Annotated in this window: 13 protein-coding genes; 4 read left to right on the top strand and 9 right to left on the bottom strand. The window is 63.9% G+C overall.

What is annotated here, in order from left to right; translation table 11 throughout:
• The first annotated feature begins 145 nt into the window (after nucleotides 1–145).
• The 3 genes from ACBG85_RS04735 to ACBG85_RS04725 all read left to right on the top strand — a co-directional run bounded on the left by ACBG85_RS04735 (nucleotide 146) and on the right by ACBG85_RS04725 (nucleotide 4,154).
• A complete protein-coding gene (locus tag ACBG85_RS04735; RefSeq protein WP_003945878.1) occupies nucleotides 146–1,327 on the top strand; it encodes an acyl-CoA dehydrogenase family protein in 1,182 nt (393 codons plus the stop codon).
• A gap of 12 nt (nucleotides 1,328–1,339) precedes the next feature.
• On the top strand, nucleotides 1,340–2,461 hold the full coding sequence (locus ACBG85_RS04730) for an acyl-CoA dehydrogenase family protein (protein WP_372026380.1): 1,122 nt from the start codon (nucleotides 1,340–1,342) through the stop codon (nucleotides 2,459–2,461).
• A 61-nt stretch (nucleotides 2,462–2,522) separates the two neighbouring features.
• Nucleotides 2,523–4,154 (top strand): long-chain-fatty-acid--CoA ligase, encoded by a 1,632-nt coding sequence (locus ACBG85_RS04725; RefSeq protein WP_234550813.1) that lies wholly within the window; start codon nucleotides 2,523–2,525, stop codon nucleotides 4,152–4,154.
• 9 nt (nucleotides 4,155–4,163) lie between these two features.
• Here ACBG85_RS04725 and nagB read toward each other — a convergent pair whose 3' ends face one another.
• From nagB to ACBG85_RS04680, 9 genes are read right to left on the bottom strand one after another with little or no spacing between them, the layout of a single operon-like run.
• Nucleotides 4,164–4,943, bottom strand: a complete 780-nt coding sequence (gene nagB / locus ACBG85_RS04720) for a glucosamine-6-phosphate deaminase (RefSeq protein ID WP_372026377.1) — start codon at nucleotides 4,941–4,943, stop codon at nucleotides 4,164–4,166.
• A gap of 11 nt (nucleotides 4,944–4,954) precedes the next feature.
• Nucleotides 4,955–6,136 (bottom strand): N-acetylglucosamine-6-phosphate deacetylase, encoded by a 1,182-nt coding sequence (locus ACBG85_RS04715; protein WP_042449511.1) that lies wholly within the window; start codon nucleotides 6,134–6,136, stop codon nucleotides 4,955–4,957.
• Nucleotides 6,136–6,828 (bottom strand): GDSL-type esterase/lipase family protein, encoded by a 693-nt coding sequence (locus ACBG85_RS04710; RefSeq protein ID WP_047269587.1) that lies wholly within the window; start codon nucleotides 6,826–6,828, stop codon nucleotides 6,136–6,138. The genes ACBG85_RS04715 and ACBG85_RS04710 overlap by 1 nt, the downstream gene beginning before the upstream one ends.
• Nucleotides 6,825–7,532: an N-acetylmannosamine-6-phosphate 2-epimerase gene (locus ACBG85_RS04705; RefSeq protein WP_047269588.1), complete on the bottom strand. Its 708-nt coding sequence runs from the start codon at nucleotides 7,530–7,532 to the stop codon at nucleotides 6,825–6,827. The genes ACBG85_RS04710 and ACBG85_RS04705 overlap by 4 nt, the downstream gene beginning before the upstream one ends.
• Nucleotides 7,529–8,458 (bottom strand): ROK family protein, encoded by a 930-nt coding sequence (locus tag ACBG85_RS04700; RefSeq protein WP_007734314.1) that lies wholly within the window; start codon nucleotides 8,456–8,458, stop codon nucleotides 7,529–7,531. Before ACBG85_RS04700 ends, ACBG85_RS04705 begins: the two co-directional genes overlap by 4 nt.
• Nucleotide 8,459: 1 nt before the next feature.
• Nucleotides 8,460–9,389 (bottom strand): dihydrodipicolinate synthase family protein, encoded by a 930-nt coding sequence (locus ACBG85_RS04695; RefSeq protein WP_007734313.1) that lies wholly within the window; start codon nucleotides 9,387–9,389, stop codon nucleotides 8,460–8,462.
• A gap of 46 nt (nucleotides 9,390–9,435) precedes the next feature.
• Nucleotides 9,436–10,494 (bottom strand): Gfo/Idh/MocA family protein, encoded by a 1,059-nt coding sequence (locus ACBG85_RS04690; RefSeq protein WP_372026373.1) that lies wholly within the window; start codon nucleotides 10,492–10,494, stop codon nucleotides 9,436–9,438.
• Entirely contained in the window at nucleotides 10,491–11,486 is a 996-nt protein-coding gene (locus ACBG85_RS04685) for a Gfo/Idh/MocA family protein (RefSeq protein ID WP_372026370.1), read from the bottom strand. The genes ACBG85_RS04690 and ACBG85_RS04685 overlap by 4 nt, the downstream gene beginning before the upstream one ends.
• Nucleotides 11,483–12,541 (bottom strand): Gfo/Idh/MocA family protein, encoded by a 1,059-nt coding sequence (locus tag ACBG85_RS04680; RefSeq protein ID WP_065456125.1) that lies wholly within the window; start codon nucleotides 12,539–12,541, stop codon nucleotides 11,483–11,485. The genes ACBG85_RS04685 and ACBG85_RS04680 overlap by 4 nt, the downstream gene beginning before the upstream one ends.
• A 274-nt stretch (nucleotides 12,542–12,815) precedes the next feature.
• On the opposite strand from ACBG85_RS04680, the gene ACBG85_RS04675 reads away from it, so the two are divergent.
• Entirely contained in the window at nucleotides 12,816–14,441 is a 1,626-nt protein-coding gene (locus ACBG85_RS04675) for an ABC transporter substrate-binding protein (protein WP_275231394.1), read from the top strand.
• Nucleotides 14,442–14,475 lie beyond the last annotated feature (34 nt).

Raw genomic sequence — 14,475 nt, 5'->3', positions numbered from 1 at the left:
ATGATTCGAAAAAGTACCGAGAACGGACGTCGAACGATCCGCCGGCGACGGCGAGGGCGCCCCTTGTCGCCGATGAACGCATCGATAGAACCTGTGTCAATCGAATGGTTGACGCTTTGATTCGTATCTCTATGGAGAGGTAACCATGCACATCACCTACACCCCTGAGCAGCAACAGCTCCAGGAGGAGTTGCGTGCCTACTTCGCACAACTGATGACTCCCGAGCGGCGTGAAGCGCTCGCCGCCACGACGGGTGAGTACGGCGAAGGCAATGTGTACCGCGAAGTCGTCGCGCAGATGGGCCAGGACGGCTGGCTCACCCTGGGTTGGCCGAAAGAGTACGGCGGACAGGAACGCTCCGCGATGGACCAGCTGATCTTCACCGACGAAGCCGCCATCGCCGGTGCACCGGTGCCGTTCCTGACGATCAATTCGGTAGCGCCGACAATCATGCATTTCGGTACGGACGAGCAGAAGGCCTTCTTCCTGCCCAAGATCTCTCGCGGTGAGCTCCACTTCGCGATCGGCTACTCCGAGCCCGAGGCCGGCACCGACCTGGCCTCTCTGCGCACGTCGGCGGTCCGTGACGGTGACGATTACGTCATCAACGGGCAGAAGATGTGGACCAGCCTGATCCAGTACGCCGATTACGTGTGGTTGGCGTGCCGCACCGATCCGGAAGCCAAGAAGCACAAGGGAATCAGCATGCTGATCGTCCCCACCACGGCAGAAGGCTTCTCCTACACACCGGTTCACACCATGGCCGGCCCCGACACCAGCGCCACCTACTACCAGGACGTACGGGTCCCGGCGTCGTCGATCGTGGGTCAGGAACACGGCGGCTGGGCACTGATCACCAATCAGCTCAACCACGAGCGCGTTGCCCTCACCTCGGCCGGACCGATTCTGACCGCGCAGCGTGAGGTCCGTGAGTGGGCACAGAACACCAAGCTGCCCGACGGCCGACGCATGATCGACCAGGAATGGGTGCAGATCAATCTGGCTCGCGTGCATGCCAAAGCCGAGTACCTGAAGTTGATGAACTGGGAAATCGCCTCCGCAACCGATCACGCTCCCGGCCCCGAAGCTGCGTCCGCCAACAAGGTGTTCGGTACCGAATTCGCCACCGAGGCTTACCGCTTGCTGATGGAAATCCTCGGATCCTCCGCCACGATCAGGCAGAACTCCCCCGGCGCCCTTCTGCGCGGCCGCATCGAACGTATGCATCGTTCTTCGCTGATCCTGACGTTCGGCGGCGGTACCAACGAAGTGCAACGCGACATCATCGGAATGACAGCTCTGCGGCTTCCCGCATCGAAGCGATAAGGACCCACGATCATGGAATTCACCCTTACCGAGGCCCAGCAGGACCTGTCCGGCCTGACACGATCCGTAGTCACCGAACTGGTCACCAACGATCGCCTTCGTGAACTCGACGCCGCGGAAGACCGCTTCGACGCCATCTTGTGGAACGCTCTGGCCTCGGCCGGCGTCCTCGGTGCGGCCCTTCCGGAGTCGGTCGGCGGAGACGGATTCGGGGTCCTCGAGCAGTGCAGCATCCTGGCCGAACTTGGCCGCGGCGTCGCAGCTGTTCCGTTCCTGACGTCCATCGTCGGGTCCGCCGCAGCGATAGCCGAATTCGGCTCGGACAAGCAGCGCGACGACTGGGCAAGCGCCGCCGCCGCCGGCGAGAAGATACTCACCGCGGCCCTCGCCGAGGAATACAACGACGACCCGGCCCACCCCGTCACGCGTGCCGAGAAGACCGCCGACGGTTGGCGCATCGACGGAGCCAAGATCACCGTCGACAGTGCACCGCTCGCAGATCTGTTCCTCGTCCCCGCCATCACCGAGGACGGCGTCGCGGTCTTCCTCGTCGAACCGTCGGACGCGGGCGTGAGCATTACCAGGCAATCGACCACAGATTTCTCGAGCGCGGGTCTCGTCGAATTCGATTCGGTGCAGATCCCGGCCGATCGTGTTCTCGGCTCGGTTGCCCAGGGATCGGACATCGCGGCGTGGATCGTCGAGCGAATTCAGCTCGGTTCGACCGCCTACCAGTACGGAGTGCTCGATCAAGCGTTGAAGCTGACCGCCGAATATGCCACCGAGCGTGTGCAGTTCGGTCGACCGATCGGTAGTTTCCAGGCCGTGGCCCAGCGCCTCGCAGACGGATACATCGACGTCAAGGGTGTCCGTCTGACTCTGTGGGCTGCCGCGTGGCGTCTGAGCGAAGGACTTCCTTCCGACGGCGCTGTACAGACGGCCAAGTTCTGGGCTGCAGATGCGGGACACCGTGTCGGGCACACTGCGGTTCATGTTCACGGCGGTGTCGGTCTGGACGAGGACCATCCGGTTCACCGCTACTTCCTCGCGGCCAAGCATCACGAGTTCCTGCTCGGCAACGCAACGGATCAGCTTCGCGCGCTCGGCAAGGTACTTGCCGCAGTCCCTGCCTGAGTGCGTCCCACCGAGTGGAAATCCATGACCTGGTCCGAGACGAATCGATGATGATGCAGCTATGAGTCAGAGCCCCACTGTTTCCGATCTACTCCTCGGAGTCAGCGAGATCGACGACCGCGGTCTCCGTTTCGAGGACCAGGTCATCACCTGGCGCGAGCACGTTCAAGGCTCGTTCGATCGAGCAGCGCTGCTGGACACGCTGCTCGATCGAACGCGCCCCAGGCATTTCGGACTTCTGATGGAGAACGTCCCCGAGTTCTCGTTGCTGCTCGGAGCGGCATCGTTCTCGGGTTCGGTCGCCGCCGGGCTGAACACGACCAGGCGCGGCCCGGCATTGGCGCGAGACATTGCGCTCTCCGACTGCCAGGTCATCTTCACCGAGAACAACCAGGCACATCTACTCGACGACATCGATCTCGGCGACGTCCGGGTGATCAACGTGGATTCTCCGGCCTGGGCGGAATTGTTGGCGCCCTTCGCCGATACGCCGGCCTACGCGTCGACGGCGCAGCCCGACGATCTGTTGATGCTCATCTTCACTTCCGGAACCAGCGGTGATCCCAAAGCGGTTCGGTGCACGCACCACAAGTTGGCCTCTCCCGGCGTCATGCTTGCCGATCGTTTCGGGCTCGGCGCCGACGACGTCGTCTACATGGCGATGCCCATGTTCCATTCCAACGCGATGATGGCGGCGTGGACGGTCGCGCTGCACGCTCGTGCGGGAATTGCCATGCGACGCAAGTTCTCCGCTTCGGGTTTTCTACCCGACGTTCACAAGTACGGAATCACGTACTCCAACTACGTCGGAAAGCCGTTGTCCTTCATCGCTTCCACCCCCGAGGTGCCGAACGAGCGGGACAACACCTTGAAGATCATGTACGGCAACGAGGGTTCGGCGCCCGCCGTCGCCACCTTCGTCCGGCGCTTCGACGCTCGCGTCATCGACGGGTTCGGTTCCACCGAGGGCGGCATTTCGATCTCCGCGGCACCGGTTCCCCGGCCCGGCGCCCTCGGACTGCTCCCGGACGGCGTCAAGATCCTCGATCCCGAGACCGGAGCGCCATGCCCGCCTGCAGTCTTCGATGCCGACGGCCGGATCACCAACGCCGACGAGGCAACTGGTGAACTGGTCAATGTCACCGGCCCAGGCACGTTCGCCGGGTACTACAAGAACCCGGACGCCGACGCCGAGCGAATGCGCAACGGCCAGTACTGGAGTGGCGATCTGGCGTACACCGACGTCGACGGTTACGTCTATTTCGCGGGACGCAGTTCCGGTTGGCTGCGAGTGGACGGCGAGAACATCGGTGCCGCACCCATCGAACGCTCCCTGGTCGGTTACCCGGGCTTCGCGCAGGTGTCCGTGTACGCAGTCCCCGACAGCGACGTCGGCGACCGCGTCATGGCGTCGGTGATTCCGGTCGGCGATGTCGACAACTTCGACCCGGCAGCCGTCGCCGAATACATCGATTCCCGGCCGGAACTCGGGCCGAAGCAGAAGCCGACCTTGATCCGAGTGTGCAGTGAGTTCCCGAGAACGGCGACGTTCAAGGTGGTCACTCGAACGCAGAGCGCCGAACGCTGGAACACCTCCGATCCGGTGTGGATCCGTCGGCGTGGGGAATCCGACTTCCAATTACTCACTCCCGAAATGGCACTCGGCCTCGAGAAGACGCGAGAGCCCGTCTAGTCCGATGTCTCAGTAGTGCTGAGCAAGCGGTTTGTGCGCCGACACCGTCTTGTAGAACTCGGTGAGCCGAAGCTGTGACGCCGCTGCCTCGTCGATCACCACTGTCGCGTGTGGATGCAGTTGGAGGACCGATGCCGGGCACACCGCGGCCAGCGGCCCCTCGACGGCAGCGGCAATCGCAGCGGCCTTGTGCTCGCCGGTCGCGATCATCACCAGATGCTTTGCTTCGCAGATAGTTTCGAGGCCCTGGGTGATCACGTGCCGTGGTACGTCGTCCGGACTCTCGAAGAATCGGGCGTTGTCGGTTCGAGTCTGTTCCGTCAGCGTCTTGACCCTGGTCCTCGAATTCAGTGAGGACGTCGGTTCGTTGAAACCGATATGACCGTTGCCGCCGATGCCCAGAAGTTGAACGTCCACCGGACCATTCGACGCAATCGCCCGGTCGTAGGCCGCCGCGGCGGCAAATGGATCCGGCGCGGTTCCGTCGGGGCTGAATACCCTTGCCGCGTCCAGGTCCAGGTGATTCACCAGCTCGGTGCGGATCACCTGGGCATACGACTCCGGATGGCCTTCCGGCAGGCCGACGTATTCGTCCAACAGGAACGCCTGCACGCCGGCAAAACTCAACCCTTCCTCGCGGTGACGGCGCGCGAGTTCGCGGTACACCGAGAGCGGTGAAGATCCTGTCGCCAGGCCCAAAGTCCGTGCACCTGAATGCACCGCGTGTTCGAAGACGTCGGCAACAACGGTGCCGGCCGCCTCCGCACTGTCGACAATGACAATTTCCATCGGTTGATTCCTCAGCTTTCGGTGTAGTTCATGAGCCAGTTCCCAGCGGCCATGACGGCGCGCGTTTCGAGTTCTGGACCGGTGACGATCAGATCGGCCCGGCAACCCGGCACGAGATCGCCGACTATTCCGGCCAGCCCCATCAGCGCAGCAGGCGTTGCCGTCGCTGCGATGACAGCCGAAAGCAGATCGACGCCCGCGTGATTGACGGCTCTGCGGACAATGTCCATCAACCGACTCGTCCCGCCGGCAATGGCCGTGTCCCCCTGGCCGGCCAGCCGCGCCACGCCACCGACCACGTCGACGTCGAGAGGTCCGAGTGGGTAGCGCCCGTCGGGCATTCCCGCCGCAGCCATCGCGTCGGAGACCAACGCGATCTGATGCGGACCGACCAGATCGAACACCGTCGCCACCGTCTCGTCGGCGAGATGTACTCCGTCCCCGATCAACTCGACCACCATCTGTCCTTTCGCGGCCGCGGCAAGACACGCCGCCACTGCGCCGGGAGCGCGATGATGCATCGGAGCCATACCGTTGAACAGGTGAGTGGCACTGAGCGGTGCATGCGCCGAGTGTGCGATCGAACGTGTCGCAATCGGGTTGGACGCATCGGTGTGTCCGATACTCACGACGGCCCGGTGACGCTCCAGCAATGAGGCAAGTTCGCCGAAGTGTGCTGTCTCCGGAGCGATCGTCATCGAGCGGATGTGCCCGCGGCCGGCTTCGAGCAGCGACTCGAGCAGAGCCGGGTCGCCGTCGAGAATGCTGTCGGGATCCTGGGCGCCACAACGGAGTACCGACAGGAATGGACCTTCCAGGTGAATTCCGGCCAGCGTGCCCTCGTCCACCAGTCCTGCCAGGAGCTCGATGCGACTGCGCAGGATCTGCGGCGGCGCGGAGACGAGCGAGCCGATCACCGAGGTCGTGCCGTTCGTCCGGTGGTGATCGGCAGCCACGGTGGATCCGAACTCGTCTGCCTCGGGGAAACCGAATCCGCCGGCGCCGTGGCAGTGAACGTCCACCAACCCCGGGATGATCGTTGTCCCCGCAGCTGCCCGTTCGGGTAACGGGTCGGTTCGCTGCGACGCGGGCCCGGCCCACACCACACGATCACCGGAAATCTCGACGACACCGTCCGGAAGCAGTTGCCCACCGGTCACCAGTTGTCCACGAAGAATTTGTCTACGATGCATCACGACATCACCTGCGGTACAACGGGAACTTCGGTATCCGCGATCGACAACTCACGGAGCACGGCGTCCGCGAGCACGTAGTGCCCTTGTTCGTTCGGATGGAATGCGTCAGCCAGGAGAGCCGGCGGTGGGCCCTCGGGAGAATGGGCCGTCCACTGCGCGTAGTGGTCGACGAACACCACGCGCGTCGAGGCGGCAACCTGCCGCACGACCTCGACGTACTGAACCAATCCCGCTCTGGTGGGCGCATTCTCGACGTCGATCGGTGGCGGCGTCTGCAGGATCGGCACCGCACCGATCGCTCGTGTCCGGAAGATCGTGTCCAAGAGGTCGTCTCGAAACCGCTCCAGTCCTTCTTCGCCATCCAATGCGTCATTCGTACCGAGCATGATCAACACCACCGAGGGTTCGAACACCTCGATGCGGTGTGCGAAACCCGCACGCACATCGGAGGATCGATTGCCGCTCACCCCGGTGTTGACAAGGACGTGGTTGAACAAGGAAAGCTCACCACGGATGCGCTCGGCGCAGTGTTCGACGTAACTTCGATGACCGTCGGTGTGCGTCAATCCCTGAGTGATGCTGTCGCCGGTGAAGACCCACCGTATCGGCGTCGAGGAGTCTACGAGCAAAGTCTCCAGTCGAATCCGTTCAGCAGTCCTGGACTTCAAACCCTTCGACGTCGGGGTCACACCCTCTGCCTTCCGGCGCCCGATACTGCGGCTGCAAATTTCGACGTGATGAACGCCGGATCCGTGATTGCGGTTCCGACAACCACCGAGTCTGCACCCAGGGCGATGGCGCGTGCCGCATCCTCCGGGCTGTGGTACCGCCCCTCGGCGATGAGGACTGCATCTGGAAGTGCCTGCCGCAGTTCCGAGATCAGCTCCAGGTCCGGGCCGGCCAGCCGTCGGCTGTTCTCGGTATATCCCGCCAGTGTGCTGGAGATGACGTCGGCGCCCGCCGCGGCGGCAGCGATGCCGTCCTCGAGTGTTCCACAGTCGGCCATGACGAGGCCGCCGCGATCATGGACCGCGTCGACGGTGTCGGCAAAGGTCAGCCCGTCCGGACGAGGCCGCAGCGTGGCGTCGGCAGCCACGATCTGCGCACCCGAATCCACGACTTCGAGGGCTGATTCCCTTGTCGGCGTGATGAACACGCCCTCCGAGCCGATCTTCGTCAAACCGATCACCGGTACCTTCACTGCCGACACGACTGCTGCGACATCCGGGGTTCCGCCCACACCGCCGCAGCGGATAGCCACCGCTCCCCCGTCGACCGCAGCGCGGGCCATCCTCTCGATGGTCCCGGTGTCGCGCAGGGCATGGCCGTGTCCGGCCTGACAGGACACGATCAGCTTCCCGCTGATGATCGTGAGCAATTCTTCGACAGTCACGGTGTTACCTCGATTCGTGTTGCGGCGGCCAGGAGCGCAGCGCCGACGAGCGGCGCATCGGTCCCCAAACGGGCAGGAAGAATGGCGGTTTCGGCAATGGGGCCCATCGCTTCCACCCGGAAAGCGGACGTCAGCGGAGACAGGAGGTCGGCTCCGATCTGGGCTGCGCCGCCGCCGATGACGATCACCTCGGGATCGAATGCAGTCGCGATGCCGGCCAGGACGCGGCCCAGCAGAGTACCGGCGTCGGAGACCACGGCACGGGCGATCGGATCGCCCGAGTGCATGAGCGCCACCACTGCCTGTAACGGTTGAGTGGGCACACCCGCCCGCGCTGCGTACTCGGCTGCCATCGCCGGGCCAGACGCGACTGCCTCGAGGTGATCGGTTCTGCCGCAACCGCAACCTATCGCCCCGGAGACCGGAACCAACAGATGCGCGAGCTCGCCGGCTGTTCCGTGGGCACCGTGGTACAGCTGACCGCCCACGGTCAACGCGCCACCGATTCCGGTACCGATCGAGACGAACAGTGCAGAGGTTCGACCGCGACCGGCGCCGATCATGTTCTCGCCGTGAGCCATCGCGCGCACGTCGTTGTCCACCGTCACCGGTAGGCCTGAGTGTGCCTCGAGTTCTCCGCGAACCTCGGCGCCACTCCATCCGGACAGAATGTCGGAGGCGAAGACGACGCGGCCACGCACCCGATCGATGATTCCCGGTGCACCGACTCCGATTCCGGCTACCGTGTGATTCGCCCTCAGACGGTCGATCAACGCGGTAGCGGTCCCGAGAACGGCTTCCCTACCCGCCGTCGGTGTTGCCGCACGAACGGTGTCGATCACGTCTCCGTCGGACGTCACCACCGCGGCAGCCACTTTGGTGCCGCCGATGTCGATACCGATCCATCGCTTCTGCCCAGATGTCATGTCAGAGGAGCCCGGCCTGTTCCAGAACGACCTTGATCGTTGCGGTCTCGGACTCGTCGAGCGAGAGCATCGGCGCGCACATCGTGTTGCCGGTGATGACGCCGCGCAGGGCCAGAGCCGTCTTGAACGCGCCCAGACCCGCGGCACCGGCACTGACGCGACCCGGTGTCGGCGCCTCGACGATGGAGAACAGATCGGTGAGTCGATCCTGCTCGGCCTTCGCTGCGGCCCAGTCTCCTGCCTGCGCAGCGCGCCACAGTCGTACGTAGCCGTGCGGGTCCACGTTGGCCAGGCCGGGCACTGCGCCCGAAGCACCCATCAGCAGGCATCCGTCGACGACTACCTCGTGCCCGGTGAAGACGGCGAAGTTTTCGAGCCCGGCCGACTGACGGAGCAACATACGGAAACTGACGTCGTCGCCGCTCGAATCCTTCACGCCGGCGATGACTCCCTCGCGACCGAGCTCGACCAGCATTGCCGGGCTGAGCTTGCTGTGGACACGAACCGGGACGTCGTAGGCGAACAACGGAAGATCCACTGCGGCGTGGATGGAGCGGAAATGCGTTGCCGTCTCGGCTGCATCGGTGATCGCGTAGAACGGCGCCGTCGCGACGATGGCATCCGCACCAGCCTCGCGCGCCTGCTCGGCGACGGCGATGACCCGGTTGGTGGTCATGTCGTTCACTCCGACGAGGACCGGTACCTGGCCGCCGACGTGACCGATGGCCGTCTGCACCACCTGGGCGCGCTGAGCGTCGGTGAGGTAACCGACCTCACCCGAGGAACCGAGGACGAACAAGCCGTCGACTCCGGCTTCGATCTGCAGTGAGAGCAGGCGTTCGAGCGACGTGGTGTCGACCTCGCCCTCGAGCGTCAGTGGTGTGACGATCGGCGGGACGATTCCGCTGAAGGTGGTGGTTTCCGTGCTCATGGGGTCTCCATATGTTGGTTGTCGGATTGAGTTGTGGGTGCGGCTGTCAGGGAGAAACGGAGACCGGCTGACCGCTCGAGGCGGACAGATAGGCAGCATCGATCACGCGCATCGACGCGCGGGCGTCTGCCACGGTGTAGTCGGGTTCGGTCCGTGTGGGAAGTCGATCGAGCACGTGAGAGAGAAAGCTCGACACCGCGTTGTCCGAACCGAAGCCGCCGATGGGTAGTGCGGTCACGTCTCCCGAGGCCGCGAAGTGGGTCACCGCGGGTTTGTCGTCGTCGGAACTCGCGTATCCGTGGGATCCGAGGACGCGAACCGTCGCGGTATTCGCGCCGAAACCCGGTGCTGCGGGGATTCTTCCGACGGTCACCGTCGCGGTGACGCCGTTTTCCAGGGCGAGCGAGATCAACGCCGTGTCTTCGACGCCGAACAGCTGGTGGGCCCCGCCGTAGAGTGTGCTCGTCTCGGCGTACACCTCGGTGACGTCCAGGCCGGTGAGGTATCGGAGGTAGTCGGCGGCGTAACCGGCGAAGTTCACTACTTCTCCCCCGCCGGAAAGCGCGGGATCCACCACCAGTTCGGGACGCTCGACGGACGTCGCGAAATGTGTTCCGCTTGCGAGGAACTCGATGTCCATGTGGCGCGGCAGTCCGAGATTTCCGGCGTCGATCCATCGGCGCAGTCGCCGGAGCGCAGGTGAATGAGTGCGGTTCACCACCGTGCAGATTCGCCCGTTCGACCGTGCGGCTTGCTGAACCGCCGCGGCCTCCGCCTCGTCGACGCCCACCGGCTTGTCCACCAGGACGTCGAGTCCGGCGTTCAATGCGGCAATCGCAAGCCGCGCATGCCTGGTCGGCTCACTGCAGATGATCGCCAGGTCAATCCGTTCGGGGTCGAGCAACTCGCCGAGTTCGTCGATCCACTCGATGTCTGCGGCCTTTGCCATCGCGATCCCGTCCTCACGAATCCAATCGGGGACCGAGGATTCGTCGGAGGCCCCGACCAGGCTCACTCGAGGATCGGATCGCAACAGGTCCGCATAGGAGCCGGCATGCCTGACGCCGCTGACAAATCCGACGCGGATCGAACCGGTGCCGGTCATTGGTTTTCTCCGATCGAGACAGCGCGGCCGGTGTCGAGCGATTGCTGGGCAGCGATGGCAGTCGCGAGAGCTGCACGCACCTGCCAGTTCTCGACTATCGGGCTCGCGGAACCGTCGAGAGTGGCGATCCAGTGACGCATCTGATGCGACATCGCGTCCTCGATCGACGACGGCGGCGCGTTGGTCGTGTCCGTCATCAGTCCCGGGTCGTCGCCGGTGTCGTGCGCGAGCGTGCCGGAAGTCCCCGACACCACGATCCGACGCACCATCTTTCCCGATTGTGTTAGCGCGTAGGCCAATTCGATCAGAGCCAGCGATCCGTCCTCGAAGCGAACGGTCAGATGGAAGCTGTCGTGCACGGGCATCCCCGCCGCGAAGGTGGGGAAACTACGAGCGAACACACGGGTCGGACGACGACCGATCAGCCACGTCACCAGATCGAGTGCGTGGGTTCCGTTGTGAACGGGGTGACCACCCGAACGTTCCTTGTCGTGTTGCCAGCCTCGCCAGCCCCCTGGCCAGACATGGCCGGTGTACCAACTGAGATGGATCAACCGGGGGTCGCCGATGGCACCTTGTGCAACCGAGTTTCCGATCGAGGTGATCGACGGCTGGAATCGTACGGTCTGTCCGACCATCAGTGAGGTGCCGTTACCTTCGGTGGCCTCGACCATCGCGTCGAAGTCCGCGACTGTCAGCGCGGCCGGCTTCTCCACGTGCACATGCTTTCCCGCGCGGCCCGCGGCTATCGTCACGGGTGCGTGGTCGGGAGTGGCCCCGACGACGTTGACCGCCTGCACGCTCGGGTCGGCGAGAATCTTCGCCAGATCGGTACTGGCCTTCGCGCCCGGCGCCAACGCCGCAACCGATGCGGCCCGGTCCAAGTCACTGCCGAATACGTAGGCGACTTCGACCGACGGGATGCGCGCCAAGGCGCTGACGTGGTCCCGCGCGATTCCGCCGCTACCTATGACGGCTACACGCACCGTCACTTGGCACTTCCCGAGAGCGCTGCCGGTTCGCCGCCACCGAGTCGCACCTGTTCGGCGACGACGAGTGCGCGTTCACGTGCGTACGTCAACGGCGAGTCGGGATCAGCCTTGCCGTCGAGAACTGCTGCCATCTCGTCGATTTCGTGACGAATCGCAGCCTGCATCCACAGCGAGGATCCTCCGTTTCCCGAGTTGTACTTCTGCGTCCTGCTCGCAGCGTCGATCAACGATTGGTTCTCGGCGTCGACGTCGAAGATCGGCCACGACTCTACGACCTGTCCCCCGCGCACTCGGCTGACCCGGCCGGTGTGGAAGTCCGCGTGGACCGAACCTTCGGTGGCATCGACCGTCAGCTGCCACGACGAAGTGTGTGAACGCGTCGAGATGGTGTGTCTGCCGATCGCGCCGCCGGCGAACGACACCACTGTGTTGCGGAAGCCGTCGTCCGCGGTGGCGATGCTCGACACGGCAGTCACCTCGCCGCCGAGCCAGCACATCAGGTCCAGTTCGTGAATCTCGTGAGTCAGTTCTCCACCCGTTCGGCTCTTGTCGAGCTTCCACCACTGTGGATCTGCGCCGTCGGTGTCGATCCATCGTGAGCGAGACGTTTCGATCGCAGCGACCTCGCCGAGCTCCCCCGACGTCAGCAGGCCCGCCAGCCGTCGTACACCCGGCATCATCCGCATGATGTGCCCGACCATCAACGGCGAACCGCTCGCGTCGGCGCTCGCGATCATGTTCTGCGCATCGACCAGTTCGACGGCGAGTGGCTTCTCGACAAAAACTGCCTTGCCGTGTTCGAGCGCCGCGATGGCAGGTTCGGCGTGCGCGTGATTGGGCGTCGCGACGACAACGAGGGCCAACTCCGGGTGAGCGGCCACCGCGTCGTGATCGTCTGTCGGGGTTGCCGAGAACTCTGCGGCGACGTCCTTGGCCCGCTCGAAGTCACGGTCGCACAGCATCGTCAGTTCGAAACGTGGATGGGCAGCCAGCTCGCGAGCGAGGGAACTACCGAAGAATCCGCAACCGACCACACCGACTTTGTATCGGGTCATGAAGTCTCCAAAGATTGGATGAGGGATGTCCTATGTTATACGGCCAGCGTCATCGCTCGTCAATTCGACGCCGGTAACACAGTCTTCATCTATGCAGGTGAGCGCACTATTTTCGGCTCGAAACCGGCAAAACGTCGAAGTTCGGCGCCGCCAGTTCCGAAGATTCTCTAGACGCTTTCTGATCCACAATGTAAGTTACGCAACATCGGACGTCGAACATAGGACATCCCCTATCCACTCCCTTGATGTCCCGCTCCCCGCCTTGGAGGCCGCCTTGAAGAACGAACGACCGCTGAGCTCCGCGTTCACCCGCCGAGACCTGTTCCGGTACACCGGGCTACTGGGAGCTGCAGCAGGTATCACCGCGACTCTCGCGGCCTGTGGCGGCGGGCCGTCGTCGACCTCGGTTGTCGGCGGTTCCGCGAGCACCGGCGATCTGACCACCGCCATCGGATACGGCAACGACCAGAGCTTCGACCCGATGCAGACTGCATCCGGTTTCCTCATGGCAGCGGTCAACCACGTCTACGAGGGACTGCTCGAAAACGATCCAGGCACCGGTGAGACGTATGCGGCGCTCGCACAGGCCGTCCCGACCGACGCCACCGCCTCGAGCTGGACCATGAAAATCCGCGAGGGAGCAACCTGGCACGACGGCACTCCGGTCACCTCGGACGACGTCGTCTTCACCTTCGATCGCATCCTCGATCCACAGCTGAACGTACTGATCCGCTCCTTCTTCTCCTCCTGGCTGCAGTCCGTCACCAAGGTCGACGACCAAACGGTGACCCTGAACTTCAACTACCCGTTCAGCGCTGCCGCACAGCGTCTCTCGATCGCCAAGATCATGCCCAAGCACGTCTTCGACGGCCACTGGGACGAGGCCAAGTCCGGAGCGCTGGTCGTCGGTTCCGGTCCGTACAAGCTCAAGAGCCACACCCCCAAGAGCAATACAGCTTTCGAGGCCTTCGAGGCGTACAACGGGCCGCGTCCGGCCAACTTCGCGACCATGAACTGGCTCTCCATCGTCGACACCTCCTCACGCATCGCGCGCGTCTCGGGCAACAATGCCGGTGCACAACTCGCCGACAACATCCCCGTCGCCAACGTCCCCACTCTGACCTCCGGTGGGCGCACCGTCGAGGGCAACCCGGGCATGAACCTCATGTACCTGCTCTTCGACACCACTCAGGCACCGTTCGACGACGTTCGTGTTCGCCAGGCGATGTTCTACGCGATCAACACCCCGAAGATGATCGAGATCGCCCTCGGCGGCAAGGCAGCACCGGCCACGAGCTACCTGTACGAGCGCAACCCCGACTACGCGCGAGCGTCCACCGTCTACTCGTACGATCCGGACAAGGCCCGCTCACTCCTCGCTGCCGCCGGCGTCAGTGGCCTCGACCTGACACTGCTCTCCACCAACGTCAGCTGGCTGGCCGACTGCTTGCCGACCATCAAAGAGTCTTGGGACGCAGTCGGATTCAACACGACGCTCGAACCGCAGGACACCAGCGCCATGGTGAGCAAGCTCAACAGCGGCCAGAAGTTCCAGATCGCCGCCGGTACGTCCAACCCGCAGGCATTCGGCAGCGACGTCGACCTTCTCGTCCGCTACACGTACAGCAAGGGCGGCTTGTGGACGAAGACCTACGCCAAGTGGGACGACACCCCCGAAGCGCAGAAGATCTACGCCACCATGGACGAAGCCACCCGCGAGACCGACCCGGCAAAGCGCAGCACCCTCGTGCAGTCGTACCTGAACCAGATCGCCGAAAATGCTGTCTACTACCCGGTTCTCCATCAGGAACTCCTGACTGCGTGGGATCCGAAGAAGATCGCCGACGTCACTCCGCTGCCGTACCCCGGCGTCAACCTGCTTCAGGCGAAGCCGGCCTGATACCCGCCCGCTCGGCCGTTTCCCACAACTGAGA

The sequence above is a fragment of the Rhodococcus sp. NyZ502 genome (assembly GCF_041464245.1).
Taxonomy (GTDB): domain Bacteria; phylum Actinomycetota; class Actinomycetes; order Mycobacteriales; family Mycobacteriaceae; genus Rhodococcus_F; species Rhodococcus_F qingshengii.
This window is presented reverse-complemented; position numbering and strand designations above follow the sequence as displayed.

Excerpts from the sequence above, each read along its gene's own strand:
- nagB (WP_372026377.1), bottom strand. The coding sequence starts at position 4,943 with ATGGAAATTGTCATTGTCGACAGTGCGGAGGCGGCCGGCACCGTTGTT.
- ACBG85_RS04695 (WP_007734313.1), bottom strand. The coding sequence starts at position 9,389 with ATGAGCACGGAAACCACCACCTTCAGCGGAATCGTCCCGCCGATCGTC.
- ACBG85_RS04725 (WP_234550813.1), top strand. The coding sequence starts at position 2,523 with ATGAGTCAGAGCCCCACTGTTTCCGATCTACTCCTCGGAGTCAGCGAG.
- ACBG85_RS04715 (WP_042449511.1), bottom strand. The coding sequence starts at position 6,136 with ATGCATCGTAGACAAATTCTTCGTGGACAACTGGTGACCGGTGGGCAA.
- ACBG85_RS04690 (WP_372026373.1), bottom strand. The coding sequence starts at position 10,494 with ATGACCGGCACCGGTTCGATCCGCGTCGGATTTGTCAGCGGCGTCAGG.
- ACBG85_RS04680 (WP_065456125.1), bottom strand. The coding sequence starts at position 12,541 with ATGACCCGATACAAAGTCGGTGTGGTCGGTTGCGGATTCTTCGGTAGT.
- ACBG85_RS04700 (WP_007734314.1), bottom strand. The coding sequence starts at position 8,458 with ATGACATCTGGGCAGAAGCGATGGATCGGTATCGACATCGGCGGCACC.
- ACBG85_RS04730 (WP_372026380.1), top strand. The coding sequence starts at position 1,340 with ATGGAATTCACCCTTACCGAGGCCCAGCAGGACCTGTCCGGCCTGACA.
- ACBG85_RS04735 (WP_003945878.1), top strand. The coding sequence starts at position 146 with ATGCACATCACCTACACCCCTGAGCAGCAACAGCTCCAGGAGGAGTTG.